The sequence below is a fragment of the Pseudomonas sp. MSSRFD41 genome (genome assembly GCF_014230245.1).
Classification (GTDB): Bacteria; Pseudomonadota; Gammaproteobacteria; order Pseudomonadales; family Pseudomonadaceae; genus Aquipseudomonas; species Aquipseudomonas piscis.
This window is the reverse complement of the sequence record NZ_JACKZK010000015.1, coordinates 105,016-131,721: the sequence shown is the minus strand read 5'-3', so window position 1 is coordinate 131,721 and position 26,706 is coordinate 105,016. Positions and strand designations below refer to the sequence as shown.

The 26,706-nt window shown below is 64.7% G+C and carries 28 protein-coding genes and 1 tRNA gene; 10 read left to right on the top strand and 19 right to left on the bottom strand.

Annotated features, from left to right (window positions below):
* The first annotated feature begins 6 nt into the window (after nt 1-6).
* The gene (locus tag H7A76_RS21705; protein WP_185700395.1) at nt 7-501 is read left to right on the top strand and encodes a YbaK/prolyl-tRNA synthetase associated domain-containing protein; all 495 of its coding nucleotides are present in this window, start codon (nt 7-9) and stop codon (nt 499-501) included.
* A 6-nt stretch (nt 502-507) separates the two neighbouring features.
* Here the strand turns inward: H7A76_RS21705 and H7A76_RS21700 are convergent, their stop codons facing one another.
* Nucleotides 508-1,392: a LysR family transcriptional regulator gene (locus H7A76_RS21700; protein WP_185700394.1), complete on the bottom strand. Its 885-nt coding sequence runs from the start codon at nt 1,390-1,392 to the stop codon at nt 508-510.
* A gap of 95 nt (nt 1,393-1,487) precedes the next feature.
* Here H7A76_RS21700 and H7A76_RS21695 point away from each other — a divergent pair, with 95 nt between their 5' ends.
* Nucleotides 1,488-2,894: an MFS transporter gene (locus H7A76_RS21695; RefSeq protein WP_185700393.1), complete on the top strand. Its 1,407-nt coding sequence runs from the start codon at nt 1,488-1,490 to the stop codon at nt 2,892-2,894.
* A gap of 5 nt (nt 2,895-2,899) precedes the next feature.
* Here the strand turns inward: H7A76_RS21695 and H7A76_RS21690 are convergent, their stop codons facing one another.
* Nucleotides 2,900-3,829, bottom strand: a complete 930-nt coding sequence (locus H7A76_RS21690) for a DMT family transporter (protein WP_185700392.1) — start codon at nt 3,827-3,829, stop codon at nt 2,900-2,902.
* 102 nt (nt 3,830-3,931) lie between these two features.
* On the opposite strand from H7A76_RS21690, the gene H7A76_RS21685 reads away from it, so the two are divergent.
* Entirely contained in the window at nt 3,932-4,831 is a 900-nt protein-coding gene (locus H7A76_RS21685; protein ID WP_185700391.1) for a LysR substrate-binding domain-containing protein, read from the top strand.
* Nucleotides 4,832-4,834: 3 nt separating this feature from the next.
* Here H7A76_RS21685 and H7A76_RS21680 read toward each other — a convergent pair whose 3' ends face one another.
* The 5 genes from H7A76_RS21680 to H7A76_RS21660 all read right to left on the bottom strand — a co-directional run bounded on the left by H7A76_RS21680 (nt 4,835) and on the right by H7A76_RS21660 (nt 9,622).
* On the bottom strand, nt 4,835-7,069 hold the full coding sequence (locus H7A76_RS21680; protein WP_185700390.1) for an ATP-binding protein: 2,235 nt from the start codon (nt 7,067-7,069) through the stop codon (nt 4,835-4,837).
* A complete protein-coding gene (locus H7A76_RS21675; protein ID WP_185700389.1) occupies nt 7,066-7,680 on the bottom strand; it encodes a biliverdin-producing heme oxygenase in 615 nt (204 codons plus the stop codon). The genes H7A76_RS21680 and H7A76_RS21675 overlap by 4 nt, the downstream gene beginning before the upstream one ends.
* 251 nt (nt 7,681-7,931) lie before the next feature.
* Nucleotides 7,932-8,327 (bottom strand): cupin domain-containing protein, encoded by a 396-nt coding sequence (locus H7A76_RS21670; RefSeq protein WP_185700388.1) that lies wholly within the window; start codon nt 8,325-8,327, stop codon nt 7,932-7,934.
* A 79-nt stretch (nt 8,328-8,406) separates the two neighbouring features.
* The gene (locus H7A76_RS21665; protein ID WP_185700387.1) at nt 8,407-9,213 is read right to left on the bottom strand and encodes an AraC family transcriptional regulator; all 807 of its coding nucleotides are present in this window, start codon (nt 9,211-9,213) and stop codon (nt 8,407-8,409) included.
* A 73-nt stretch (nt 9,214-9,286) separates the two neighbouring features.
* Nucleotides 9,287-9,622 (bottom strand): DUF190 domain-containing protein, encoded by a 336-nt coding sequence (locus tag H7A76_RS21660; RefSeq protein ID WP_185700386.1) that lies wholly within the window; start codon nt 9,620-9,622, stop codon nt 9,287-9,289.
* A 179-nt stretch (nt 9,623-9,801) separates the two neighbouring features.
* Between H7A76_RS21660 and H7A76_RS21655 the strand changes: the two genes are divergently transcribed.
* Genes H7A76_RS21655 through H7A76_RS21645 form a run of 3 tightly spaced genes read left to right on the top strand, consistent with a single transcriptional unit; the run spans nt 9,802 to nt 11,787 of the window.
* Nucleotides 9,802-10,281, top strand: coding sequence for a GNAT family N-acetyltransferase (locus H7A76_RS21655; protein ID WP_185700385.1), 480 nt, complete (start codon nt 9,802-9,804; stop codon nt 10,279-10,281).
* A 34-nt stretch (nt 10,282-10,315) separates the two neighbouring features.
* Nucleotides 10,316-11,410: a D-alanine--D-alanine ligase gene (gene ddlA / locus H7A76_RS21650; protein ID WP_185700384.1), complete on the top strand. Its 1,095-nt coding sequence runs from the start codon at nt 10,316-10,318 to the stop codon at nt 11,408-11,410.
* A gap of 32 nt (nt 11,411-11,442) precedes the next feature.
* Nucleotides 11,443-11,787 (top strand): gamma-glutamylcyclotransferase family protein, encoded by a 345-nt coding sequence (locus H7A76_RS21645; RefSeq protein WP_185700383.1) that lies wholly within the window; start codon nt 11,443-11,445, stop codon nt 11,785-11,787.
* Nucleotides 11,788-11,789: 2 nt separating this feature from the next.
* On the opposite strand, the gene H7A76_RS21640 is transcribed toward H7A76_RS21645, so the two are convergent.
* The 8 genes from H7A76_RS21640 to ggt all read right to left on the bottom strand — a co-directional run bounded on the left by H7A76_RS21640 (nt 11,790) and on the right by ggt (nt 17,657).
* Nucleotides 11,790-12,371 carry a hypothetical protein gene (locus H7A76_RS21640; protein ID WP_185700382.1) on the bottom strand — a complete coding sequence of 194 codons (582 nt, stop codon included), beginning with the start codon at nt 12,369-12,371 and terminating at the stop codon, nt 11,790-11,792.
* A gap of 79 nt (nt 12,372-12,450) precedes the next feature.
* The gene (locus H7A76_RS21635) at nt 12,451-13,176 is read right to left on the bottom strand and encodes a polyphenol oxidase family protein (protein ID WP_185700381.1); all 726 of its coding nucleotides are present in this window, start codon (nt 13,174-13,176) and stop codon (nt 12,451-12,453) included.
* A gap of 121 nt (nt 13,177-13,297) precedes the next feature.
* Entirely contained in the window at nt 13,298-14,110 is an 813-nt protein-coding gene (locus H7A76_RS21630; protein ID WP_185700380.1) for a MerR family transcriptional regulator, read from the bottom strand.
* A 78-nt stretch (nt 14,111-14,188) separates the two neighbouring features.
* A complete protein-coding gene (locus tag H7A76_RS21625; protein WP_185700379.1) occupies nt 14,189-14,560 on the bottom strand; it encodes a type II toxin-antitoxin system HigA family antitoxin in 372 nt (123 codons plus the stop codon).
* Between the two features lie 5 nt (nt 14,561-14,565).
* Nucleotides 14,566-14,868, bottom strand: coding sequence for a type II toxin-antitoxin system HigB family toxin (locus H7A76_RS21620; RefSeq protein WP_185700378.1), 303 nt, complete (start codon nt 14,866-14,868; stop codon nt 14,566-14,568).
* A gap of 77 nt (nt 14,869-14,945) precedes the next feature.
* Nucleotides 14,946-15,269 carry a DUF3077 domain-containing protein gene (locus tag H7A76_RS21615; RefSeq protein ID WP_260498042.1) on the bottom strand — a complete coding sequence of 108 codons (324 nt, stop codon included), beginning with the start codon at nt 15,267-15,269 and terminating at the stop codon, nt 14,946-14,948.
* On the bottom strand, nt 15,181-15,681 hold the full coding sequence (locus H7A76_RS21610; RefSeq protein ID WP_185700377.1) for a GNAT family N-acetyltransferase: 501 nt from the start codon (nt 15,679-15,681) through the stop codon (nt 15,181-15,183). Before H7A76_RS21610 ends, H7A76_RS21615 begins: the two co-directional genes overlap by 89 nt.
* Before the next feature lie 140 nt (nt 15,682-15,821).
* Complete coding sequence (gene ggt, locus H7A76_RS21605; protein ID WP_185700376.1) at nt 15,822-17,657, bottom strand: gamma-glutamyltransferase; 1,836 nt, start codon at nt 17,655-17,657, stop codon at nt 15,822-15,824.
* Between the two features lie 189 nt (nt 17,658-17,846).
* Here ggt and H7A76_RS21600 point away from each other — a divergent pair, with 189 nt between their 5' ends.
* The gene (locus H7A76_RS21600) at nt 17,847-18,839 is read left to right on the top strand and encodes a cytochrome-c peroxidase (RefSeq protein ID WP_185700375.1); all 993 of its coding nucleotides are present in this window, start codon (nt 17,847-17,849) and stop codon (nt 18,837-18,839) included.
* Between the two features lie 64 nt (nt 18,840-18,903).
* Here the strand turns inward: H7A76_RS21600 and rimJ are convergent, their stop codons facing one another.
* The 3 genes from rimJ to H7A76_RS21585 form a co-directional block, all read right to left on the bottom strand.
* On the bottom strand, nt 18,904-19,470 hold the full coding sequence (gene rimJ / locus H7A76_RS21595) for a ribosomal protein S5-alanine N-acetyltransferase (protein WP_185700374.1): 567 nt from the start codon (nt 19,468-19,470) through the stop codon (nt 18,904-18,906).
* Nucleotides 19,471-19,540: 70 nt separating this feature from the next.
* A complete protein-coding gene (locus tag H7A76_RS21590; protein WP_185700373.1) occupies nt 19,541-20,389 on the bottom strand; it encodes a 5'-nucleotidase, lipoprotein e(P4) family in 849 nt (282 codons plus the stop codon).
* A 181-nt stretch (nt 20,390-20,570) separates the two neighbouring features.
* A tRNA-Met gene (locus H7A76_RS21585) sits at nt 20,571-20,647 on the bottom strand.
* Between the two features lie 255 nt (nt 20,648-20,902).
* On the opposite strand from H7A76_RS21585, the gene H7A76_RS21580 reads away from it, so the two are divergent.
* On the top strand, nt 20,903-22,120 hold the full coding sequence (locus H7A76_RS21580) for an MFS transporter (protein ID WP_185700372.1): 1,218 nt from the start codon (nt 20,903-20,905) through the stop codon (nt 22,118-22,120).
* Between the two features lie 54 nt (nt 22,121-22,174).
* On the opposite strand, the gene H7A76_RS21575 is transcribed toward H7A76_RS21580, so the two are convergent.
* Nucleotides 22,175-23,068, bottom strand: coding sequence for a helix-turn-helix domain-containing protein (locus H7A76_RS21575; protein ID WP_185700371.1), 894 nt, complete (start codon nt 23,066-23,068; stop codon nt 22,175-22,177).
* A 191-nt stretch (nt 23,069-23,259) separates the two neighbouring features.
* Between H7A76_RS21575 and pobA the strand changes: the two genes are divergently transcribed.
* Nucleotides 23,260-24,447 carry a 4-hydroxybenzoate 3-monooxygenase gene (gene pobA, locus H7A76_RS21570; protein WP_185700370.1) on the top strand — a complete coding sequence of 396 codons (1,188 nt, stop codon included), beginning with the start codon at nt 23,260-23,262 and terminating at the stop codon, nt 24,445-24,447.
* Nucleotides 24,448-24,614: 167 nt separating this feature from the next.
* Nucleotides 24,615-26,669: a TonB-dependent receptor domain-containing protein gene (locus H7A76_RS21565; RefSeq protein ID WP_185700369.1), complete on the top strand. Its 2,055-nt coding sequence runs from the start codon at nt 24,615-24,617 to the stop codon at nt 26,667-26,669.
* Nucleotides 26,670-26,706 lie beyond the last annotated feature (37 nt).

Here is a 26,706-nt window from a genome sequence, read left to right as displayed (position 1 = left end):
GGTTGCATGCACGAGGTGTTCCAACGCCTGGTGGCGCTGTTGGACAGTCGCCAGGCCCGTTACCGGGTGATCGAGCATCCGGCCGAAGGGCAGTCGGCGCGGGTCGCCGAGATTCGCGACACCGAGCCGGGCCAGGGGGCCAAGGCCATGCTGTGCGGCCTCAAGGGCGGTGGCGATGCCTACGCCCTGGTGATCCTGTCCGGGGACCAGAAACTGGACATGAAGAAAGTCGGCGCGGCCCTGGGAGGCAAGAAAGCCCAGCTCGTGGCGCCGGAGTTGGCCCGGGAACTGACGGGCTGCGTGATCGGAGCCATTCCACCGCTGAGCTTCGATCCACGGATCGCGTTGATCGTCGATCCGCAGCTGACCTCGCGCTATGAACAAATCGCCTTCAATGCCGGGCGCCTGGATGCGTCCATGGTGCTGGCCACCGAGGACTACCTGCGGATCGCCCAGCCGCGCTTGCTCAGTGTGACCCAGGATGCGCCGGGTGAGGGCTGACGTGCCTTACCAGCTCACCTGGCCCAGGGCCGCGGCGAACGTGGTGAGTTTTGCCGAGCACTGGCGCGAGGGCGGGTAGACCAGCGACAGCTCGCGGCTGCGCCCGTCGTATGCCTGGAGAATGGGCCGCAGGCGCCCGTCGTCCAGGGCCTTGCGCACGGCGAACTCCATCAGTTGGGCGATGCCGAAACCACCCAGCACGGCGTCCACCAGGGCGTCGCCGATATCGAAGATCAAACGTCCCGTGACCGCCAGGTCCAGGGGCTTGCCCTGGTCCATGAATTGCCATTCAACCAGCCGGCCGCTGCGCAGGTTGCGCACGGTCAGGCAGTTGTGACGCTGCAACTCGGCCAGGTCCCGAGGCGTGCCGTGGCGTTCCAGGTAGGCCGGCGCCGCCACCGTGACCCAGCGCAGCGGCGCCAGGGGGCGGGCGATCAGGCGCTGGTCCTGGATGGTTCCGGTGCGCAGCACGGCATCGAAGCCTTCGTCGACGATATCCACGATCCGGTCGGTCATCACCGCCTCGATGCTCAAGGCCGGATAACGCTCGGTCAGGCCGCCGATCACCGGCATCACCACTTTGCGTCCGAACAGTGAGGGTGTGCTGATCTTCAGCACGCCGGTGGGTGAGTCGCGGCGTTCCAACAGCAGGCTCTCGGTCTGGACCAGTTCCGCCAGCAGCGGCCCGGCACGCTCTACCAGCATCTGGCCGTCCGGGGTCAGGCTGACGCTGCGGGTGTTGCGTTGCAGCAGGCGCACGCCCAACTGTTGCTCCAGGCGCGAGATGGCCCGGGACAGGCCGGACTGGGTCAGCCCCAGGTCCCCGGCGGCGCGGGTGAAGCTGCGGGTTTCGGCCACTCGGACCAGCAGGCGCAGGGCGTTCAGATCCATGATTAAAGTCATTACTGAAAGAAAGAATGGCTTGTTTATCATTTAAAACGCATCGATGAAACTGGCCGCCGCCATTTCATCCGAGGAGTCCCGCGATGTCCGCGAACCCACTAGCCAAGCCGTCGAGCTGGATGCTGCCGTTGCTGGCCACGGCCCAACTGATCATTGCCCTGGACGCCACCATCGTCTTCGTTGCCTTGCCGGAGATCGGCCAGCGCCTGGGCTTTTCCGCCCAGCAACTGCAATGGGTGGTCAGTGCCTACAGCGTGACCTTCGGCGGCTTCCTGCTGCTGGGCGGCCGGGCGGCGGACCTGTTGGGCAAGCGGCGTTTCTACATCGTCGGCCAGGGGCTCTATGCCCTGGCGTCCCTGGCCGGGGGCCTGGGGGGCAGCGCCTTGTTGCTGGTGCTGGCGCGAGCGGTGCAGGGCGTGGGGGGCGCGATGCTGTTCCCCGCGACCCTGGCCTTGATCAATACCTACTACGCCGAAGGCCCGGCGCGTAACCGTGCCTTCGCGGTGTGGAGTGCGGCGTCGGCGGCGGGGTTGGCCCTGGGGGCGCTGCTGGGGGGCGTGCTGACCCAGTACTGGGGCTGGGCGGCGGTGTTCCTGGTCAACGTGCCCTTGGCCGGTGCGTGTGCATGGCTGGCCCGGCGCTGGATTCCCGCCGATCCGCCACGCCAGCGCGGGCGCCAGTTCGACCTGCCGGGCGCCTTGAGCGTGACCCTGGGGGGCAGCTTGCTGGTGTTCGCCATCGTCCAGGGGCCGGAGTGGGGCTGGGCCGCGCCGGCGACCCTGGCCTGCCTGCTGCTGGCGCTGGCCTTGCTCGGGTGGTTCCTGCGCATCGAGCACCTCGGGCGCGACCCGTTGATGCCCCTGCGCCTGCTGGGTTATCCACAACTGCGCATGGCGATGCTGATCACCGCGTTGTTCATGAGCAGCTTCGGCGTGCAGTACTACTTCCTCAGCCTGTACTTCCAGCAGGTCTACCAGTTCAGTGTGTTGCACTGCGGCCTGGCCTTCCTGCCCTCGACGGTGCTCTGCACCCTGGGCATCTGGCTGGGCGAGCGGGCGCTGCGGCGCGCCAGCCTGCGGGCGGTCCTGGTCTGCGGCTTGCTGGCCGGGGCCCTGGGCATCGGCATGATCTACCTGGCGCTACCGGGCAGCAGCGGTTTTGTCGGCCTGTTACCGGGGATCGTGATCATGAGCATCGGCCAGGGCATGACCTGGAACACCATGTGGATCTCGGCGGGGCAGGGCATTGCCGCGACCGAGCAGGGCGTGGCGGCGGGCGTGGCCTCCACCAGCCAGCAGATCGGCGGCGCCCTGGGCCTGGCCTTGCTGGTGTCCCTGGCCAACACCCTGGGCCCGGTGGGCAATCAGGCCCAGGGCATTGAGCTGGCCACCGCCGCCAGTGCCCTGTTGGCGTTATTGGGCGCCTTGCTGGCCCTGCGCCTGCCCCGCTCCCCGGTGGCGCTGCCGGGTTGTTCTGCGGCCTCGGGCTGAGGCCCTTAGTGAGCCTGGGGCAGGTGCCGGCGCACCGCCCAGAGCACGCCGGCCAGCAACGACAACGCCGCGCTGGCTTGCAACAAGCTCGGCAGGTGCTGCAGGCAGATGAAGCCGTAGAGCAGGGCGAACAGGGTCTCGAACACGATCAACTGGCCGCTCAGGGTCAGTGGCAGGCGCCGGGTCGAGGCATTCCACATGCGATTGCCGAACCACGAGCCGAGCACCGCGCTGCACAGGCTCAGGCCCCAGAACAGCATCCAGCGCTGGTCGCTGGCGTCGCTCCGCGTGCCCGGCCACTCCAGGCCCTGGGCCAGCAGCCAGACCAAGGCGCTCATCAGGCCGGTGGTGATGCCCCACAGGCTCGACCACTGGCCGCTGTCGAAGCGGCTGCGCTTGAGATAGCGAGCGTTGTCCTTGGCGAACCAGGTCCAGCACAGCAGCGCACCGAAGGCACACAGCAGGCCCAGGGCCCGCTGGCCCAGCTCCGGCGAATCGCCCTGGGCGGTGAGCAGGGTGTCGAGGTTGATGCAGCAGATCCCGCCGAACACCAGCAACAGCGGCCAGCGCAGGCGCCGCAACGGCACCGCGTCGGCATCCCCGCGCCCGGCCAGGGTGATGGTCAGGGGCAAGAGGCCGACGATCAGCGCGGTACTGGCCACCCCGGCCCACTGGATGGCGCTGGCCAGCAGCATGAAATAGATCAGGTTGCCGGTCAGTGCCAGCTTCACCAGCAGCAGTGCGTCGTTCCAGGTCAAGCGCTGCAGCAGCTCGCGTGCCTGGGGCGCAGCCAGGATCAGGGAGAATGCGCCATACAGGGTGAAGCGGGCACAGCTGAGCATCAGCGGGCTGAACTCCGGCAACAGGCTGGGCACCACAATGGCCAGACCCCAGACCGAACCGGCCAGGACCGCATAAGCAACTCCGCGTTTCATGCACACACTCGCAACGATTCATCAAGGTGCGCAGGCTAGTCATTGCTGACCGGATGGACAAAGGATATATAGGCACCTACCTATTCTCCTGGGGAATACCTGATGAGTCGCTTCGCCCGGCACTTGCCGCCACTGGAAACCCTGGTGACCTTCGAAGCGGTGGGCCGCAACGCCAGCTTCACCCGGGCCGCCACCGAGCTGTGCCTGACCCAGAGCGCGGTGAGCAAGCAGATCCGCAGCCTGGAGCTGTCGCTCAAGACCGAGCTGTTCGAGCGCCAGGCCCGGGGGGTGAAGCTCACCGCCAGCGGCGCGGCGCTGTTCGCCCAGGTCAGCACCCAGCTCGAAGCCTTGCTGCGCAGCGTCACGCGCCTGCGGGCCGGACGCGATGCCAACACCATCACCGTGCAATGCACCCATGCGGTGGCGCAGTTCTGGCTGTTCCCGCGCTTGCTGGCATTCAACAAGCAGCATCCGGGGATCACCGTGAGCATCCACGCCAACAACGACATGGACGAGTCCAGCGTGGCCGAGCATGACTTCGGCATTCTCTACGGGCCGGGGCACTGGTCGTCCCTGGCGGCCACGCCGCTGTTCGCCGAGATCGTCTATCCCATCGCCAGCCGGCGCCTGGAGTTGCCGCTGGTCAGCGAGCTTGGACAATTGGCGGCCTTGCCGCTGATCCAGCTGGACGCCTCGGCCTGGAACTGCATCGACTGGCGGGACTGGTTCCGTCACTTCGGCCTGGACTACAGCGCGCCGCCGGGGGCCTTGGGCTTCAATCAGCTGACCTTGATGTTCAGCGCCGTGCAGCAGGGGCTGGGGGTGGGCCTGGGCTGGGATTTCATGGCCCGCGACGGGGTGGCCCAGGGCGAGTTGCTGCGGGTGGGCGACTGGGCCTTCCATACCGGCCAGGCGGATTTCCTGGTGCACCTGCGTAACCGGCGCCTGTCGGCCAGTGGCCAGCTGTTCCATGACTGGCTGGTGGCCCACGGCGCCGAATGAGGGTCAGGCCCGGGGCACGCTGAAACGGAACTCGCTGCCCTTGCCCACCTCGCTGTAGGCCCGGATCGTGCCGCCGTGGGCCTGGACGATACCCTGGGTGATGTACAGCCCCAGGCCGGTGCCATTGGGGTTGCCTTCCTTCATGGTCCAGTAGCGGTCGAAGATGAACGGCAGCTGGTCGGCGGGGATGCCTTCCCCCGAGTCGCGGACGCTGAATACGATCTGCTCGCCGTCGGACATCGCCACCACCCCGACTTTGCCTTGCTTGGGGGTGAACTTGATGGCGTTGCCCACCAGGTTCGACAGCACCTGGAACAGCCGCTCGGGGTCGGCGTGGATGGTCAGGTCCGGTTCGGCGTGGAAACTGATATCGATGGACTTGTCCAGGGCCAGGGGCGCCAGCAGCGAATAGGCTTCTTCGAAGATCTGCGCGACATCCAGCGGCTGGGGAGCGATGCGGTAGCGCCCGGCCTCGATCTTCGAGGTGTCCAGCAGGTCCTCCAGCAGGATGTTCATGCGGCTGGCGGCCTGTTGCATGGTGTCGATGGCCGAGGAGATGCGCCGCGAGGTGTGCGGGCCGTCGGAGCTGAAGGCCTTCTGCATCATGCCGCAGAGCATGGAGATCACGGTCATGGGGTTGCGCAGGTCGTGGGACACCACCGCCACCAGCTCGTCCCGGGCGCGCACTGCCTGTTGTTCGCGTAGCACCTGGCGCGCCAGGTCGTGCTCCAGGGCCGAGCGGCGCAGGTCGTTGGCGGCGAAGCGGTCGCCGTGGCTCCACTTGTTGGAGATCCCGGCCATTTCCACCTTCCAGATCTCGAACGAAGTGCGCGGTCGCAGGCGCAGGCCGGCGTCGGAGTTCTCCAGGTCCAGGGGCTTTTGCGGATTGCCGCTCCAGTTGATGTTTTCCTTCACCTCGGGCCGGAACCACAGCACGCCGTTATCCACAGGCTTGGGCAGGCTCATGGCCAGGACACCGCTGGCCACCTGTTGATAACTGGCCGCCGGCGGGTAGACGCTGGCCAGGTGGTGAGTGGCGAATACCGGCTGCCCGGATTCTTGCAACCAGTGGTGCAGGGCGCGGATTTCGGCTTCCCCCGGGCAGTTGCCGAAGCAGTGCAACTGGCGATCCTCGATGATCGCCACGCCGCTGGCCCGGGTCAGTTCCAGCAATTGCCCGGGCTCCTGGGCCAGGCCCTCGAACACGCTGCCGCATGCGAGTGCCATGGCCTGGTTGAGGCTGGCCAGGGTGGCGAGCTTTTCCTCGCGCTGGCGGCTGGCCTCCAGGGCTTCCATGGCGCTGATTTGCAATGACAGTACCTGGCCGATGGTCTGGCAGGCGATGCGCAACTCGTGGGGGACCAGCAGTGGCTGGCGGTTGCCGCAACTGATCAGGCCCCAGAGCTGATCGTCCTTGAGCAAGGAGATGCTCATGGACGACAGCACGCCCATGTTCTTCATGTACTGGCAGTGGATCGGCGACACGCTGCGCAGGGTGGCGAAGCTCAGGTCCAGGGCCTGGCCGTTGTCCGGGCGCAAGGTCGGCACCAGCGGCACCGGTTGGTAGTCGGCATCGGGGATGATCCGCAGCCAGTTGCTGCGGTACAGCTCGCGGGCCTGTTGGGGAATGTCCGAGGCGGGGAAGAACAGGCCGTTGAACACTTCCATGGTCGGCCGCGTGGCCTCGGCGATCACCTGGCCATGGCCCTCTTCTTCGAAGCGATAGATCAGCACCCGGTCGTAGCCGGTCATGGCCTGGATCTCGCTGACGCTGATGGCGTACAGCTCCTGCAGGGTCTTGGCGGTCTGCAGGCGGCGCAGCAGGCGCCCGAGGGTGTCGGTGCGCGGCTTGAGTTCCGGGGGCTGGGGCTGGTCGAGCTGCAGTTCCAGTTCCAGGATCAGTACGCCCTGGTGCCGGTGCAGCAAGGCTTCGAAGCGCCTGCCATGGAGCTCCAGGTACAGCGGCGGGGCATCGAGCAAGCGCTCCAGTTGCAGCAGCTGGCCAAGGCTCTGGGTGTGTTCGGTGCCCAGGAGGCTGTCCAGTGGCTGTTCGAGGACCTGCTCGGCGCGCTGGCCCAGCAGGGTCTCGACGTTGGCGCTGACCTGGCGGATGCGCAGCCCTGGCTCGTCCAGGGTCAGCAGGACGCCATGGGGCTGGATCGCGCCCGGGGAGCGGATGGGTTCGTTGGCGCAATTGGCCAGCAACTGCTCGAAGGCCTGGGAATCCTGGGGGGTCATAGCAGCACCTCGCGGTTGTCGAGCCAGTGCTCGAAACAGGCAAATGTGGATTGCGCGGCGCCGACCACTTGCCGGCGGGCGCTGGTGTGGCTGGGCATGCGGCCCAGGTAGCCGAGGAAATCCTTCCAGCGCCGGCCGGTGAGGGCGCCGTAGACGTCGAGGAAGGCCCCGCCGTTGCCGGCATCCAGCGCCAGGCGCCGGGCCATTTCGCGGCGCAGGATCTGCCCGCCCAGGGTCGCGCCTTCCAGCACGTAGAGCGTGCCCACGCAGGCACCCGGAGTGTCCAGTCGGGGCAGCGCCGGGCAGCGTGGCAGGTGGTCGATCTCGGCCTGGCTCAGGCCCAGGGCCAGCAAGTCGCCGTGCAGCGCTGGAGTCTTGCGCCGCAGTTGCGGCTCATAACCGGCCGGAATCAGCCCGCCTTGCTCCAGGGCCGCCTCCAGGGGCCGGTAGAACCCGTAGTAGGCCTGGATCAGGCGTTGGTACCAGGCTGCATCTAGTTGTTCGGAGAAAAAGGGCAAGCGTTGTTCCAGGGCCAGGTGCAGGGTCGCGGTGCCGGCGCGCAGGTCCTGGAGCAGGGGGGGAACGGCAGTGTCTTGATGCGGTTGGGGCATTCAGGGGTCCGGGAGGCGCTGCGGTAGGTGGATGCGCCATGGGCGTCATCGAGCACCGGGACCAGGTTGCGGTCCCTGCAATCGCGCCATCGCACGGAAAAGAACAGGAACGTCACTTTACCTGTGGTTTGAGGAGCGGCGCAGGTTTTTCGTCGCTCCGGCAAACGTTCAAGGCTAGTCGATCGCCGGCCTACCGCAGCTCTGACTCCGACAGCACGGCATTGATTCCCCTGGCCGGCTGTCGGGCTGGGTCAGATCCAGACGTCGTTCAAGGCGGTGCGTGCGCCGCCCTGGTCACCGGTATTGAGTACGCCACGGGGTTCGATCAGCAGCAGCTTGACCTCCTGTTCCGACCAGGGCTTGTGCTCCACGCCCCGGGGCACGACGAACATCTCGCCGCTGGCGATGGACACCCGGCCGTCACGGAAGTCGATGTGCAGCAGGCCGTCGAGGACGATGAAGGTTTCGTCGGTCTCGGCGTGGGAGTGCCAGACGAATTCGCCTTGCAGCCTGGAGATCTTGAACTGGTAGTCGTTCATCTCGGCGATCACCTTGGGGGTCCACTGTTCGCTGAACAGGCCGAGCTTCTGGGCGAAGTTGATGCTCTGGTAGGGGCGTTGCGCGGTGCTGCCGGCGGGATTGTCCATGGGGACTCCATATCGTTGGTGAATGAGCGCCCAGGGTAGGCGACCACCGGCTGTGGATTCTTGAACGATTGTGCGTGGCTCAGCGACCGAGCATCTTCAGCCAGCGTGCCGGCGGCAGGCCATAGGCCTGGCGGAACTGGCGGGTCATGTGGCTCTGGTCGGCGAAGCCGGCAGCCAGCGCCGCGCTGGCCAGGGGCTGGCCCTGCACCAGCAGCGCCCGTACCAGGTCCAGGCGACGCATGCTCAGGTAACGATAGGGGCTGGTGCCGAACAGCAGGCGAAAATCCCGGGACAGGCTCCAGCGATCGCGCTGGCTGTGGGTGGCCAGCTCGTCGAGGGTCAGGGGGCGGTCCAGGGCACTGTGGATGTATTCCCGGGCGCGTTCGGCGGCCTGGTAGTCGAAGCGCTGCCGGGGCGCCGCGACCCCGGATACCCGGTTGAGCGCATGGGCCAGGTCGAACAGGGCGTCTTGTTGCTCCAGTGGGTCCAGGGGGCTCTGGACATTGCGCAGCAGTGCCTGGGGGGCGGCGAACAGGCGTGGGTCGGCGGACAGGCCGCCTGCGATGAAGGGCAGGGGCTGGCCGCCGAGGATCTGCTGGATCAACGCCGGCTCGATGTACAGCATGCGGTAGTGAAAGCCATCCTGGGTCCCGGCCTCGCCATCGTGGGCTTCGTCGGGGTGCAGGACCATGGTTCCGCCCGGCAGGCTATGGCGCCAGCCGCCGCGGTACTGGAAGCTCTGTACCCCGTGCAGGGTGCGGCCGATGGCGTAGGTGTCGTGGCGATGCATGTCGTAGCCATGGCCAGCGAAGTAGGCCTCGATGCGCTCCAGGCCCTGGGCGGGCGGTGCGCGGTGAACCCAGTCGGTGATGATCGGTCCGGCCATGGGGCAATCCAGGAGCAGGTAGCTGAAGCCGGCACGTTAACCCGAGGCCGTACCGGCTGTCTTGCCCGGTCCATCACGCGCTGTCGAGTAATGCCTGCAGGCCCAGGTGGCCGAACTCGATGGGGACCTTGGTGTAGAACAGCGCGAAGTCTTCCCGGGCCAGGCGTTCGAACAGTTGCCGGGCCTCTGCTTCGCCGATGGCCAGGCGGATTTCCAGGGGCTGGTCGGCCAGGTCGAAAAAATGCACCGAATGCAGTTGCCGGGAATGGCCGAATCCTTCGACGGCGCTGGAAAGGGTGGCGCCCTGCAAGCCCATTTCACGGGCCAGGTCGATGATCCAGTCGCCGAGCATCCGGCCGTGGTAACGCCGGTTCTGCTGGGTGAAGAAGGTCACCAGGTAGCCTTGCATGATTGCCCTCCCACGACGTGGCAGCCCGTTAATTGAGCATAGCTGGCGGCCCGCTCGGTGGTTGCCTGGGCGCAATGAGTGGAGTAGTTTCCACCTCCTCGCTACAGGCTCATGCGGCAGCGTTTGGGCCCCATGACGCGAACCTCGACCAGGACGCTACGTCCCGCAGGAGACCGAACATGGCAGTGACCTTCCGCCCGGCAGTGGACGCCGATATCCCGCGTATCTGCAGCTTTGTGCGCAATGCCCAGGAGCTGTTCTTCTTTTTTCCCGCCGCCACCTGGCCCTTGACCCCTGAACAGTTGCGCGACGCCATCGCCCGGCGCAGCGACTCCACGGTGATCGAGCGTGAGGGGCGGGTAGTGGGGTTCGCCAATTTCTATCGCTGGGAGCAGGGTGGCCCCTGCTCCATCGGCAACGTGATCGTCGATCCGGATGTGCGCGGCGTCGGGCTGGGTGCGCAATTGATCGGGCAGATGATCTATCTGGCCCGCAGCCGGCACCAGGCCAGCGATGTGACCCTGTCCTGCTTCAACAGCAATGTGGCAGGGTTGTTGTTCTATCCGAAGCTGGGGTTCGTGCCCTACGCCATCGAGGAACGCAGGGACAAGCAACAGGAGCGGGTGGCGCTGATCCACCTGCGCTACAGCCCGAGCTGAGGCCGGGAATCTTCTTTCAAGACGGAAGCCATTCATGAGCAAGCTGCGGGTCGGGATTATCTTTGGTGGCCGTTCGGCCGAGCATGAAGTGTCGCTGCAATCGGCACGCAACATCGTCGATGCCCTGGACCGCTCGCGTTTCGAACCGGTGCTGATCGGTATCGACAAGCAGGGCCACTGGCACCTCAACGACACCTCGAACTTCCTGATCAACCAGGAGAACCCGGCGCTGATCGCCCTCAACCAGTCCAACCGCGAGCTGGCGGTGGTGCCGGGCAAGGCCAGCGGGCAACTGGTGGAGACCTCCGGCCGGGAGCTGTTGGGACATGTCGATGTGATCTTCCCCATCGTCCACGGCACCCTGGGCGAAGACGGTTGCCTGCAGGGCCTGTTGCGCATGGCCGACTTGCCCTTCGTCGGCTCCGACGTGCTGGGCTCGGCGGTGTGCATGGACAAGGACATCAGCAAGCGCCTGTTGCGCGATGCCGGCCTTGCGGTGACGCCCTTCGTCACCCTGACCCGTGCCAACCGGGGGCGCCATGACTTTGCCCAGGTCCGGGCGGCGCTTGGCCTGCCGTTGTTCGTCAAGCCGGCCAACCAGGGCTCGTCGGTGGGGGTGAGCAAGGTCGAGGACGAGGCCCAGTACCAGGCCGCGGTAGAGCTGGCCCTGGGGTTCGACCACAAGGTGCTGGTGGAGTCGGCGGTGCGTGGCCGGGAGATCGAGTGCGCGGTACTGGGCAACGACCAGCCCATCGCCAGTGGCTGTGGCGAGATCGTGGTCGGCAGCGGTTTCTACTCCTATGACAGCAAGTACATCGACGAGCAGGCGGCCCAGGTGGTGGTGCCGGCGGCCATCGGCCATGAAGCCAGCGAGCGGATTCGCGCCCTGGCCATCGAGGCCTTCCAGGTGTTGGGTTGTTCCGGGCTGGCGCGGGTCGATGTGTTTCTCACCGACAGTGGCCAGGTGTTGATCAACGAGATCAACTCCTTGCCGGGGTTCACGCGCATCAGCATGTATCCCAAGCTGTGGCAGGCCGCGGGCATGAGCTACAGCGAACTGGTCAGCCGGCTGATCGAGCTGGCCTTGCAACGGCACGGCGAGCGGCAGGCGTTGAAAATCACCCGCTGAAGCGGATCACAACCTTGATCGGGACACTACGGATGAGTCCAGCATCGGTTTATCTTTTTTCCTACGGCACCCTGCAGGACAAGGCCGTGCAACTGGCCAACTTCGGCCGCGAACTGGAGGGTCGCCATGACGCCATGCTCGGTTACGACCAGCACTGGGTGGAAATCACCGACCCGCAAGTGCTGGCCAGTAGCGGCAAGACCCATCACCCGATCCTGCGTCCGGGGACAGCGGACAGCGCACCGATCCCCGGCATGGTGTTTCGCATCACTGCCGAGGAACTGGCGGCCGCCGACCGCTATGAAGTCTCGGACTACAAGCGAGTCAGCGTGACCCTGTCTTCCGGCATCCAGGCCTGGGTCTACGTCAGCGCCTGAGTTCAGCGGGCCATGACCACCATCCCCAGGCAGACCACCACCAGCAGCGCCGTCCCGAGCACCATGAACAGGTAGTTGATCGGTGTGAAGCGGGCGTTGCTCTGGCCATGCAGGTCGCCAGCCGCAGCGTTCAAGCCGCGCTGGCCCAGCCAGGTGATCCAGGCCAGCACGGGCAGCATCAGCAGGTTGGCGATATCCACCTGCGGAAAACCGACGTTGTTGCGCGCCAGGCTGTCCAGGACGTTGCGGACAATCGATGCCACCACGAACAACGTTGCCAGTTCACCCGGTTCCCACTTGAAAGCCAGGCCATTGTGCTTGAGCCGGGCATCGGCCTCGCGGTACAGCGCGTGGGTGAAGAAGATGGCAAAGATCGCCCGGGCCACCGGCCACAACTCCTCGCCGCTCTCCTGCTTGAACTGCTTCCAGTTCTTGTAGGCCCAATACACTCGGTAGAGACCGAAGGTGAGGATGAACAGGGTGAGGAACTTGCCCCGGGATACCACGTAGAACGGCGGCTGTTTCGCTTCCGGCAGGGTGGTGGCCAGGTCCGCCTGGGGCGGGGCGTAGAGGTTGTCAGACACGGGCACTCCTTGGGTTGGGCCTGAAAAAGGCGGCCACGTTACCCCAGCTTGCAGGACAAGCCCATCTCGATGTTGGTGCTCAGCGCGTGGCCGTGCGGCCGATCCAGGAATACTGGAAGGTCTTTTCCTCGCCCCGATGGCCTCGGCGCCGGTAGCTGGCCAGGCTCGGGGTGGAGCAATAAGTGCAGAGCGGGCTGATCTCGATCTGCTCGTCCGCCACGCCAGCGGCATGCAGCAGATGCACGGCGTAGCGGCTCAGGTCGAACCACAGGGAGCCTTGCTGGCTGGCCGAAGGCGGAGTGATCTGCGATGGCAGCAGCGGTGCCGGCTGTTCATGGCTCCAGGGGGGCTGGCTGGCAGGCCAGGGGCGCTGCGGGTCCGCCGAGAACGGGGCGACGAAGTCGGCGCTGACCTCGTAGCAGCAAGGCTTGATCGAGGGGCCGATGGCGACCCGCACCTGGTGTGCTTCAACCCCCTTGGCTGCCAGGTGTTGCAGCACATTGGCGATGATCCCGCCGTGCAGGCCCTTCCAGCCGCCATGCACCGCCGCAACCCAGGAGCCGTCATTGCTGCTGATCAGGATCGGCAGGCAGTCGGCGGTGACCACGGCGATTGGCCGGTTGGAGCGGGTCAGCACCGCGTCGCCACGGATGATCCCGCTGGGCAACGTCGTGCTGGCCTCGATGACATCGCCGCTGTGCACCTGGGAGCAGAAGAACAGGCTGGCCGGTAATGTCGCGCCGATGGTGGAGAACTCATGGCGGATACCTGTGATCTGCTTCAACACGTTTGCCTGGAAACTCATCGGTCCTGCGCTCGGTTACCTCGGGGAATGGGGCAGAGCATAGCGGTATCCGATGCATTTTTGCTGACCGGCAAGCCGTGGGGCGAAGGGGGTGACCAGCGGTCGCCCCGATGCCAGGGCCTCAGGCGCCGAGCGGGATATACAACTCCACCACGCTGTCGGGGTGCATCGGCCCCAGGAAGCGTTCACCGCTGTACTCGAACTCCACCGCGTCCACAGGCAGCAGCCCGGCGGCGGGCAGCCATTCGCTGTAGGCGGCGCGGAAGGTTTCCGGCAGGGTTTGCACGGTGCCGTGGTGCTCTACCCGGGCGTAGTGGCCGGCGGGGATTTGCAATTCCACCATGCCCGGCACCAGGGGCGCGTCGGCGGCCACCGGCAGGCCGGCTATGTAGCGCCATTGATTGTCGTCCAGGGGCTGGCAGATGCCATAGGTGCCCGTTGGCTCGGCCAGGCGCTGGATCTCCTGCTCGCGGGGTTCGAAGCGTTGCCACAACTCGGGGATGGAGCCCGCGTCGCCCTGCTGCCAGGCCATGCCGATGATCCGTTGCGCGCGGAGAAAGACCCGTTCCGGCACCTGGGCCTTGGGCAACTGGCGTGGGGGTTGGGCCAGGTAGCGTTGCAGGTGGCCCAGCACCTTCTGGCCGCGAGCGATCTCGCTTTCCAATTGCCGCGCCTGCTCTTGCAGCGCCTGCTCCATGGCCGGCGGGCTGTCCAGGCCGCCCTGGTCGGCCAGGCTACGGATGTCCTCCAGGGACATGCCCAACTGGCGCAGCCAGACGATCCGGCCGAGGGTGGCGATCTGCTGCGGGCTGTAGTAGCGATAGCCGTTGTCGCGCCCGGTGAGTGTGGGGGCGAACAGGCCGATGCTGTCGTAGTGGCGCAGGGTCTTGGTGGTGAGGCCGTGGCAGCGGGCCATTTGTCCGATGGTGAGCATGGAGCGTCCTGGGTGGTGTTGGGCTTGCCGGCATGTTGGGCCTTTACCTAAGGGCAAGCTCAAGCCCGGCCGTGGTGCTCAGGATGACTTTATGGGCTTGATCAGGCTCTGGGCGGGAATGCCGAACAATTGGTGCAGTTTCCAGATCATGGGCAAGGTGAGCGCGCGCTTGCCGTTGAGCACTTCATAGACGCGGTTGGTACGGCCGATGGCGGGGACCAGGTCGGCGGCTGACAGCCCGGATTGTTCCATGCGGAACTTGATCGCCTCGATCGGGTTGGGCAGGTCGATGGGGAACTGCCTGGCTTCGTACGCTTCGATCAGGGTGATCATCACGTCGAAGTAATCGCCTTCAGGGGTTCCCGGTTGTGGTTCGTTGTCGAACAGCGGCGAGACGCTTTTCAGCGCTGCGCGATAGTCCCGGTCGGTGTGGATGGGGCGGATGTTCATGCGGGTTACTCCCTGTCTACGCTGTCAGCGTCGATGGCAGCGTACTGTCGGCGTGTACCTACGAACTCGATGTAGAGCGCGCCGAAACGATAGGCCACGGCAACGATCAGTCGATACTCGTTGCCCTTGATGTTGAAGACCACCCTGCGGCTTTTGAGAATGCTGGCGTTGCGATATTGGTCCTTGATCTGCGCAGGGTTGGACCACTGCGCATTCCTTGCTTCATCGAGCCAGGCCAGCAGGGGTTGTTCTGCGTCCGGGTAGCGTTCCCAGAAGGTCTTCAACTGGCTGACTGCAATAATTCTCATGGCGCGATCCTAGTCCCGTCCTGGGACTTGAACAAGTCGCTGAGTGCGTCAGGTGATGTACGGGCAAATCGTTGGATCTACCCGTACAGGCCGCCGGCTTGAGTGACGATCAGGTCATGCAGAGAGCGTGGCGTGCACGTCGTCCATCGGTGCCTTGCCCATCTCCGCCAGGAAAGTGTGCCGCCCAAGCATAGCGCCATGGCCGCCTCCAGGGCGTCGCTGATCCCTACATCGGCCTTCACGCGAAACAGCGGATGCAGGTGTTCGCCGCACAGGGACAAGCGGATTTCACCTAGGGTGGTCAGGGCGTGGTTACGCGAAGGGTTGCAGGGGCTTGGCCATTTCGCTGGTGGCGGCCCAGCCCAGGCCCTGGTAGAGGGGTTGGCCGGAGCGAGTGGCATGCAGGATGGCGAAACCCAGGCCGCGTTGCTGGAACTCGGCGTCCGCCAGTTGCATCAGCGCCGTGGCCAGGCCCCGGCGGCGGTGGCTGGGCTCGACGTAGACATTGAGCACGTAGCCGCGTTGATCCTGGGTAGGGTGAGCCGGGTGGGGCGGCCAGTCGATGTTCATCAGGCCGATGCTGGCCACGGGCTGCTCGGCTTCCAGCAGCACGAAACCGTAGTAACGACCGTCTACCAGGCGTTGATGCAGCCAGGGACGAAAGTGTTCGGTCATGACCTGCAAGGTGGCAGGCGGGTGGCCGGCGTCGAGGAACATCGCCTGGCGGTGGGCGCACACCAGTTCCAGGTCCTGAAGGCCCAGGCGATGCACACTCAGGCCTGGGATGGTGATATCGGCGGGGATCGGCTGCATCGTCTGTTCCTCAGTTGGCAAGCGCTGATGCTAGGGCAGAACTTCCTGCCCGATCAGATACAGAGCGCTGCAAAAAACAGCATACAGGTCCACAAAAAAGGCCAGCCTCACGGCCAGCCCTCGGGCGCAGCGCAGAACCTTCAGTCCCCCAGCGCCTCGCCTTCACGCCGTGGGTCGGCGCCACCGGCCCAGGACGCCTTGCCCTTCGCATCGCGCACGCGAACGATGGCCTGGGTGCCGCTGGTCATGTCGATTTCATTCACCTGGTGACCCTGGGCCTGCAACGCCTGTTTCAGCGCCGGGCTGAACTGGCCCTGCTCCAGCTCGGTGGGGCCGTTGCGGCTGCCGAAGTTGGGCAGGCCGACGGCGGCTTGCGGGTCGAGGTTCCAGTCGAGCATGCCGATCACCGACTTGGCCACGTACTCGATGATCTGCGAGCCGCCGGGAGAGCCGACGCTGGCCAGCAGCTCGCCGCTGGCGCGATCGAAGACCAGGGTCGGCGCCATGGACGAACGCGGGCGCTTGCCCGGCTGCACGCGGTTGGCCACCGGCTGGCCGTTCTCCTCGGGAATGAAGGAGAAATCGGTCAGCTGGTTGTTGAGCATGAAGCCCTGGACCATCAGGTGCGAGCCGAACGCCGCTTCCACCGTGGTGGTCATGGACACCGCGCCGCCCTGGTCATCCACCGCCACGACCTGGGAAGTGGAGATGCGCATCGGCGAACGGTCCGGCGCATAGGCCACCTGGATGCCCCGCGGTTTGCCGGGCTCGGCCTGGCCCATGCTGCGCTCGCCGATCAGGGCGGCACGACTGGCCAGGTAGTCCGGGGCGATCAGGCCGGCCACCGGCACCGGCACGAAGTCGCTGTCGGCCACGTACAGGCCGCGGTCGGCATAGGCCAGGCGCTCGGCCTCGGCGATCAGGTGGACCGCCTGTGGCGCCGGTTCCAGGCCCGCCGGCTGTTGGGTTTTCTGCGGCTTGAGGTTGGCCAGGGCGTAGCGTGGATCACGCTGCTCAAGGGCTTGCAGGGTGCCGAGGATCTGCGCCACCGCCACGCCCCCGGAGGAGGGCGGCGGCATGCCGCAGACCTGCCAGCGCTTGTAGTCGCTGCACAGTGGCGCGCGTTCCTTGGCGCGGTAGTTCTGCAGGTCGGTGAGCGACAGGCTGCCGGGGTTGGCGTGGCCCTGGACCTTGGCCACGATCTGGGCGGCGATCGGCCCCTTGTACAGCGCGTCCGGGCCTTCCTGGGCGATGCGCTTGAGCACCGCGGCCAGCTGCGGGTTCTTCAGCAGGGTGCCGACGGCCTTGGGCGTGCCGTCGGCATTGAGGAAGTAGGCGGCCATGTCCGGCGAGCGCGGCAGGGCGCTGTCGCTGCTGATCATGGTGTGCAGCCGTGGCGAGATGGCGAAGCCTTGCTCGGCCAGGCGGATCGCCGGGTCGAACAGTTGCGCCCAGGGCAGGCGTCCGTGTTGCTTGTGGGCCATCTCCAGGGCACGCAAGACCCCGGGAGTGCCCACCGAGCGTCCGCCGATCTGCGCCTGGGGGAAGGGCATGGGCTTGCCGTCGGCCTGCAGGAACAGCTTCTCGGTGGCGCCCGCCGGGGCGGTTTCGCGGCCGTCATAGGTGCGCACGGCCTTGCCATCCCAAAGCACGATCATCGCCCCGCCGCCGATCCCCGAGGATTGCGGTTCCACCAGGGTCAGTACGGCCTGCATGGCGATCGCCGCATCGATGGCCGAGCCACCCTTGCGCAGCATTTCGCGCCCGGCCTCGGCAGCCAGCGGGTTGGCGGCAGCGGCCATGTGCTTGGTGGCGTGCCGGGTCTGCATGTCGGTGCGGTAGCCCGAGGCGACTTCCGGGGCGGGCGGCAGGGCGCTGGATGCCGGCGGGTTGTGGCAGGCGGCAAGGCCCAGGGCGGCGGCGACCAGGCCGATGCCGGCCAGCTGGCGATAGCGGGAGGGGAGGGTCGAGAACACGTGTTGAGCTCCGTTCGCAGGGGAATCGAGGTGTCGTCCGTGGGGGCAATGTACAGCAGCAGGAAGCGTCGTTGGGCTTTACCGGCCGGCTGGGCGCTTCAACCTGCACCGATTGACCTGAATCAGGGCACCTGGCAGCCGTTGGGCACATGGTTGGTGGCAAACCATAAAGCCTGATGAGAGGACGCCATGTACACGAGTAAGTGGTTGCTTGTTTTCGGATTGCTGTGGGGGAGCCAGGCGTGGGGGACGACGCCCAGCGAACCGATCCAGCCGGTGCAGCCGGCGAAGATCACGGATGTCGACAAGGTGGAGCTGGGCAAGCAATTGTTCTTCGATCCACGCTTGTCCAAGTCCGGGTTCATTTCCTGCAACTCCTGCCACAACCTGAGCATGGGTGGCAGCGACAACCTGCCGACCTCCATCGGCCACAACTGGCACCAGGGGCCGATCAATTCGCCCACGGTGCTCAACTCGGGCCTGAGCATCGCCCAGTTCTGGGACGGCCGCGCCGCCACGCTCCAGGAGCAGGCCGGCGGCCCCATCGCCAACCCGGGAGAGATGGGCTTCACCCACGACCTGGCGGTGGATGTGCTGCGCTCCATCCCGCAATACCGGGCCTCGTTCAAGCGGGTCTATGGTGACGATGGCATCCAGTTCGATGACGTGACCAACGCCATCGCGGCCTTCGAAGACACCCTGGTGACCCCAAACGCGCCCTTCGACCGCTGGCTGCAGGGCGACCAGGCGGCCATCAGTCCCACCGCGCTCAAGGGCTACCAGTTGTTCAAGTCCATCGGCTGCGTGGCCTGCCACAACGGCGAGGCGGTGGGCGGCAGCTCGTTCCAGAAGATGGGCATGATCGAGCCCTACGTGACCAAGAACCCGGCCCAGGGCGTCGCCGGGCTGACCGGCAAGGACGCCGACCGGATGCGTTTCAAGGTCCCGACCCTGCGCAACGTGGCGCTGACCTATCCCTACTTCCACGACGGCGCCTACTGGAGCCTGGACGAGGCGGTGGACGTCATGGCCCGCTTGCAGTTGGGACGCAAGCTGGACACCTCGCAGGTCGGCCAGATCGTCGCATTTCTGGAGACCCTGACCGGTGACCAGCCGGACTTCAAGCTGCCAATGCTGCCGCCATCCTCGGCGCAGACCCCGCGTCCGCAACCGTTCAACTGACCCTGAGAAAACCGCAGCTCGCTGCGGTTTTTTTGCGTTGCGGTGCTGTTGATGGATGGCCGACTTACATCGGTCGAGGGTTGATCAACGCGGTCAGCACATGGTCGGCCCATTCACCGTTGATCTTCAGGTAGGCGCGGGCCCGGCCTTCTTGTTCGAAGCCCAGGCGCGCAAGCAGTTGGGCGCTGCGCAGGTTCTCGGGGCGGTGGTTGGCCATGATCCGATGCAGTTGCAGTTCATCGAAGGCATGGCCAATGGCCGCTTGCAGGGCTTCGTGCATCAGGCCTCGGCCCTGGGCGTGTCGAGCCAGGGCAAAACCCAGGTGGCAGGCCTGGAACGCACCTCGCACGATGTTGGTGAAGTTGCAGGCCCCCAGTACGTGCTGCTCGTCGCGATCGAACAGCAACCAGTGCCGGGCCTCTTGCGTGGCGACTTTGCCTGCCATGTCCCCTAGCCGCTGGGCCACCGCCGCAAGCTGGAAGTACTCCTCGTCGCGCAGCGGCTCCCAGGGCGCGAGGTGCTCGCGGTTATCCAGGAGGTAACGCTGCAGGGCCGGGGCTTGGTCTTGATCGGCACTGCGCAGGACCAAGCGTTGGGTATGCAGGGGCGTCGGGGTTTCGGAAGCGTTCATATCTACCGCCTGCGGGATTGGGGAAGGGCGCAACCATGGCCCGGTAAAGGCCATGGTGGAGGGTGGGAGCCTAAGGCTTGGCGGCCTTTTCCTGCCAGGCATTCGCTCCGGCGGCCGCCTTGAACTTGGTGCGGTTCTCCGGGGTGGCCGGTGGTTCGGAGTCGCCGAAGATCGCCTTCAGCCAATGGCCGTCAGTGGGGTTGGGGAAGAGGATGAACTTGCGCCCGAACTGCTCGCGGTCTTCGTTCATCAGTTGGCTGCGCTGCTGGACGTCGGCCACGTAGTACTTGCGTTTGAAGTCGTTGAGGTTGTCGCCGAGCATCACCACCACGTTGTGGTCCTTGGCGATTTCCTGCTGGCGCGGTTCCTTGTTGGAGCTGTCGCGATACACCGTCAGGTGCTGTTCGTCGGCGAACGGCAGCTGGTTGTGGCGCAGGTTGGCCAGGGCGTATTCATAGGTCTTCTCGCCCTGGTCGCGGCTGGTGACGTAGAACACTTCGACGCCCTTGGACTGGGCGTACTTGAGGAAGTCCACGGCCCCCGGGGTGGCGACCGGGCCGTTGTCGGCGACCCACTGGTCCCAGGCGGCGTCATCGAAGAATTCCTTGTCCGAGTTGATCAGGTAGCCCCAGTAGCTGTTGCTGCTGAGCACGGTGTCGTCGATATCGCTGATGATCGCCAGCGGGCGGTCGCCGGCCTTGCGTTGTTGCAGGGCCTGGTCCAGTTGCATCCTGGCCACGTTGAAGCCCTGGTAGTACAGCGCCTGGAACTCGGCGGCGGTCTGTCGCCAGGCCACGGCGGCGGTCAGCAGGTTGGAAGATGGCGCGCTGGCCTGGTCGGCGAAGGCCGGGGCACAGGTCACGGCCAGAAGCGAGAACAGCCAGGGGGCGAGGGAAGTCCCTGTGGTTTTTATTGTCATGGTCGAGCCCTAGAAGTGAGGATTGCGCAGCTCTCACGAACACTGCCCGGGTGTTCTATCCCAGGCAGCACCGGCGCTCAATGCGGGTGTCGCGATTGTGGATCAATGAGGCGTAATCCCGGGTACTTTTTCGCGGACATAAAAAAACGGCCTACCTTGCGGTAAGCCGTTTTTCGGTACTTGGTGGCTACACAGGGACTTGAACCCCGGACCCCAGCATTATGAATGCTATGCTCTAACCAACTGAGCTATGTAGCCAAGTGGCGCGCATTATTCGCTCAGAACGAACATGCGTCAAGCGTTTTTTTAAAAAAAATATCCACGCTATCAACCGCTTATCAAAATCCCCGCTTTGCTGCTATCGCCCAGTCGCAACTGGCGGCTCGAGATGCAGCGATGCATTGCGAGCGAAACAGGTCGTTAGCAAGCTAAGGGGATGGCCTGAGTGCCGGCAAAAGTGGCACATTGACGCACCTGCCCCTGTGCATCCACCCGTTGTACGGAAACAATCCTATGGCTATCAGCAATGCCCAGCCTGTCGCAACGACGGCTTCTCCCGCTTCCCAAGGCAGCCCGCTGGTCCTGCGCATCATTGGCGCGGTGGCCCTGGCGCACCTGATCAACGACCTGATCCAGGCGGTGATGCCGGCGATCTACCCGATGCTCAAGGCCAACTATGGCCTGACGTTTACCCAGGTCGGCCTGATCACCCTGACCTTCCAGCTCACGGCATCGTTGCTGCAGCCCTGGGTGGGCTACTACACCGACCGTCGGCCCCAGCCGTTCCTGTTACCGGCGGGAATGATCTGCACCCTGGTCGGCATCCTGATGATGTCCCAGGTGGGCAGCTTCGGCTTGATCCTGCTGGCTTCGGGGTTGATCGGCATCGGCTCCTCGACTTTCCACCCGGAGGCTTCCCGGGTGGCGCGGCTGGCGTCTGGCGGTCGCTATGGCCTGGCGCAATCGAGCTTCCAGGTGGGCGGCAATGCTGGCACCGCGTTCGGCCCACTGCTGGCAGCGGCGATCATCATCCCCTATGGCCAGGGCAACGTGGCCTGGTTCGGCCTGTTCGCGCTCTTCGCCCTGGTGGTGCTATATGCCATCAGTCGCTGGTACGCCAACCACTTGCGCCTGTACCAGCTCAAGCAGGGCCAGGCCGCGGTCCACGGGCTGTCCAGGGAACGAGTGATCAGCGCGTTGGTGGTACTGGGGCTGCTGGTGTTCTCCAAGTATTTCTACATGGCCAGCTTCACCAGCTACTTCACCTTCTACCTGATCGAGAAGTTCGACCTGTCGGTGGCTAGCTCGCAGTTGCACTTGTTCCTGTTCCTGGGAGCGGTGGCGGCGGGGACCTTCTTCGGCGGTCCCATCGGCGACAAGATCGGGCGCAAGGCGGTGATCTGGTTCTCGATCCTCGGAGTGGCGCCGTTCACCCTGTTGCTGCCCCATGTCGACCTGTTCTGGACCAGCGTACTGAGCGTGGTGATCGGCTTCATCCTGGCCTCGGCGTTCTCGGCCATCGTGGTCTACGCCCAGGAACTGGTACCAGGCAAGGTGGGCATGATCGCCGGGATATTCTTCGGCCTGATGTTCGGTTTTGGCGGGATCGGCGCCGCACTGCTGGGGCACCTGGCGGACCTGCACGGTATCGAGCATGTGTATTTCCTGTGCTCGTTCCTGCCGCTGTTCGGTGTATTGGCGATCTTCCTGCCCAGGACGCGCAAGGCCTGAGGCCAAAGGCTGTCGAACACGCCCGGGCCATGCCCGGGCGTTGTGTTTGCGCGCCTAGCGATGGTCCTGGCGTTGGCGGCTGCAATCTTGCCGGAAGGCGTTGGGCGATTGGCCGCCAAGACGCTTGAAGAACCGCGAGAAGTAGGTGGGATCGCTGAAACCCAGCTGATCCGCTAGCTGGCTGATACCGATGTTGCTGTACACCAGGCTGCGCTTGGCCTCCAGCATCAGGCGCTGGTGGATAATCTGTAGCGCGGTCTGTCCGGCCAGTTCCCGGCACAGGGTGTTGAGGTGCACGCTGGACAGGCCGATGCGATGGGCCAGGGATTCCACCGTCGGGTGTTCCCGATAGTGCTGTTCCACCAGCTTGATGAATTGCCCCAGCCATTGCTGGCGGCGTTCGCTGCGGTTGCTGGGGGCGACGTTTTGCTGGCCACGGCGGGCGATCCAGATCATCAATACGTTGACCAGCGAATGCAGCAGCAGGTCTCGGGCCGAGGCGCTGCCTTCATATTCGTGCTGCAGGTGTTTGAACAGCGTGTCGAGGCTGCGTCGCTCGCGCCCGACCGGGTAGCAGCCGGAGCTGGCCAGCACTGTCGACGGTGCGCCCAGTTGCGTTTCCAGGTGGGCGACCAGCGGCACCGCCAGGGTCAGCACATAACCCTGGATATCGGCGGAAAACCTGAAGCCATGGACCACCAGTGGCGGTATCACCTGGATCGCGGCTTCTCGCACTTCCCGCTGTTGTCCTTCGATTTCCAGCCAGGCCTGGCCTCGTTGCAGATACAGCAACTGGTAGAGGTCTGCGTGGCGATGGGGCTTGATCTCCCAGTGGTGCAGGCTGCTGCGTTCGGGGATGGATTCGCAGTGCAGCAGGTCCGGGGTCGGCCAGGCCTGGTTCTCGCCGTAGAGCTTGAAGACCGGGATGCTGGAGAGACTGGCTTTCATGGCTGGGCTACCTTCGAGACGGATCGACAACATGCTCGATAATCGAACGCAGTTTGTAAAAGTGCATTAAATAATGGGTTTATCATCATTTTTTGCAGATTTCATCGGCAAAAATGCAGGTTGACAACAAAAACCATAAATTCCGCGCCAGGCCCCATGGCGCACTGGGAATGCCCTGCGAGACGACGACAATGAAGACTCAGGTTGCGATTATCGGTGCCGGCCCGTCCGGTTTGCTGTTGGGCCAATTGCTGCACCAGGCTGGCATCGATACGGTGATTCTCGAACGCCAGACCCCGGAATACGTATTGGGACGCATCCGTGCCGGGGTGCTGGAACAAGGCACGGTGGACCTGTTGCGCGAAGCCGGTGTGGCCCGGCGCATGGAAGCCGACGGGCTGGTCCACGAAGGCGTGGAGCTGCTGCTGGGCGCTCGACGGGTGCGCATCGACCTCAAGGCGTTGACCGCTGGCAAGACCGTGATGGTCTATGGCCAGACCGAAGTCACCCGCGACCTGATGCAAGCCCGAGCAGCCTGCGGTGCAGTGACGCTCTATTCGGTAAGCCAGGTGCAACTGCATGATCTGCGAGGCGAGCGGCCTTACATCACTTGTGAGCAGGGCGGTGGGTCATTGCGGATCGACTGTGACTACATCGCCGGGTGCGACGGCTTCCATGGCGTGGCCCGGCAAAGCATTCCCCAGGAATCACTCACACACTATGCGCGTGAGTATCCCTTTGGCTGGTTGGGGCTGCTGGCCGATACTCCGCCGGTCAACCCTGAGCTGGTCTATGCACAGCACGACCGGGGTTTCGTGCTGTGTAGTCAGCGTTCCCTGACCCGCAGTCGTTACTACCTGCAAGTGCCATTGGGCGACAAGCTCGAGGATTGGTCTGACCGGCGTTTCTGGGAGGAACTCAAGGTGCGCTTGCCTGCTGACCTGGCTCAGCGCCTGGTGACCGGCCCAGCGCTGGAAAAGAGCATTGCGCCCTTGCGCAGCTATGTGGTGGAGCCGATGCAGCATGGCAAGTTGTTCCTGGTGGGAGATGCAGCCCATATCGTCCCGCCCACCGGGGCCAAGGGCCTGAACCTGGCGGCGTCCGATGTGCACTACCTATACCGGATCCTGCTCAAGGTCTATCGACAAGGGCGCTTGGAGCTGCTGTCCAGATATTCGGCACTGGCCCTGCGCCGGGTCTGGAAAGGAGAACGGTTTAGCTGGTTCATGACCCATTTGCTGCACGATTTTGGCGAGCACCAGGACGCCTGGGCGCACAAGATGCAACAGGCCGACCGTGAGTATTTCCTCCATTCCCCTGCGGGCCAGTTGAGCATCGCCGAGAACTACGTGGGGCTGCCCTACGAGGAGGTGGACTGAACAATGACACCGCGCGACACGCGCGTAGGAGCTCGATTCAGACGCGGCTGAATATGTCAGTTCTGTAACTTTTTAATGTCTAAATGATAATCATTAGTATTACACTCCGATCCCTCTCTCCCTTAGCGCACCGTTAAGGTGCATTGGTTCGACAAGGATTGCGTGTAATGAAACTCAGCTCCTGCGTGTTCAACTCCCTTCTATTGAGTGCTGGCGTTGGCCTGCTTGGCCCGTTGGCACAAGCTGGCGAAGCCGGTGAAGCGTCCAAGCCGACACCGTTGGAATTGGATACCGCCTTCGTCACGGCCAGTGGCGGTGCCACTGATCTCAAGGATGCGCCGGCCAGTGTCAGCGTCATCACCCGTGAGGAAATCGAACGCCAGCCGGTCTATGACCTCAATACCCTGTTGCGCCGGGTGCCGGGCGTGACGGGCGGTTTCGGCCCGGTGGGCGAGCAGTCGAAGATCAAGCTGCGGGGGCTGGACGACAAGTACACGCTGATCCTGGTGGACGGCAAGCGGGTCGGCAGCTCCGGGGATATCAGCTACCGCCGTGACTTGGCGCGCCAGGACCTGAACTGGATCTCGCCGAACATGATCGAGCGCATCGAGATCGTCCGTGGGCCGATGTCCTCGCTTTATGGCTCGGATGCCATGGGTGGGGTGATCAATATCATCACCCGCAAGGTGTCGCGGACCTGGAGCGGTTCGGCCAGTACCCATATCACCGTGCCCAAGGATTCCGACCGCGGCCAGACCACCCAGTACAGTGCCAACCTGTCCGGTCCATTGACCGAATCCCTGGGCCTGCGCCTGGGAGCCAACGTGACTCGGCGGGCGGCGGACGAGGTCGAGGCCCGTCTCGATTCGAAGGGCGAATTCATGTATGGCGACGGGGCTGGAGGCGCCAAGGACCAGAGCCTGAACGCCTTGCTGGACTGGCAGGTCAACGATGAGCAGAGCTTGTCTTTCGAGGCTGTGCATGGCGTAGAGCGCGCCTGGTCCTCGAAGAAGACCTTCGGTGATTGGGATGAAACCATCGGCGGAGCCTTTGGCCCCAGCCGCCTGATCCGCGACAGCTACATCCTGTCCCATGTCGGGGAGTGGAGTTTCGGTACCTCGAAACTCGATGCCTACCTGAACAAGTACCGCAACGATATCGACTGGGGCAAGGCCAGTTCCGAGGAGAAGATCGTCGAAGGCAGCCTGAACCTGCCGTTCGAGTGGCTGGTGGACCAGCGCTTGACCGCCGGTGGGCAATGGAAGCGTGAAGAGCTGACCAACACCGACACCCTGGGCACGGTGCCGGTGGACTACAAGGGCGCGCCGGTCAGTGGCTCGACCCTGAAGGGTGATTATTCGGCGGCCTTCATCGAGGATGAGCTGTTCCTCCTGGACAACCTGTCCCTGACCCTGGGCAACCGCTTCGACCACAGCGACAAGTACGGCAATCACAACAGCCCGCGGGCCTATGTGGTCTACCACCCGCATGCGGACTGGACGGTGCGGGGCGGGGTATCCAAGGGCTTTCGTGCACCGAGCCTGAAGGAAGGCAGCGCCGGCGCGGCGACCGAATCCGGTGGCCGTGGCTGTGGCTCGCTGAAGCCCCTGGGGTATGTCCGGGGCAGTTGCTGGATGGCCGGTAACCCGGACCTGACGCCCGAAACCAGTACCAACAAAGAGATCGGCGTGTCCTTCAACCATGACGACTGGGAGCTGGGCCTGACCTACTTCCATACCGATTTCACCGACAAGATCGAATATGGTCCGCTGGGGCAATTCCAAGGTCGCTGGTGGACCATGCTGGAAAATATCGACAAGGCTCGGACCCGCGGCTGGGAAGGCACCACCCGGATCCCGCTGGGCGACTCGGTGAACTGGCGCACCAACGCCACCTACATGCTGGAAAGCCGCAACCTGTCCACCGGCGAGGACCTGATCAGTGCGCCCAAGCTCTCGCTGTTCAGTGCGCTGGACTGGCAGGTCAACGATCGCTTGAGTACCGAACTGTCGGCGCAGCATGTGGGCAAGCAGCGGGGGAGACGCAATGACTTCGTGCAGTCCTACACCACCTACGACCTGACGGCCAACCTGGCCCTGACCAAGTGGCTGACCTTGAATGGCGGGGTACAGAACCTGCTGGACAAGGACCTGCGGGACGGCTCGACCAACTTCTACGTGCCCGGTCGGGCGTTCTTCGCGGGGGCGACCACCTACTTCTGAGGCAATGACAGGTATTGCGCCAGGAAGGGCGAGAGTC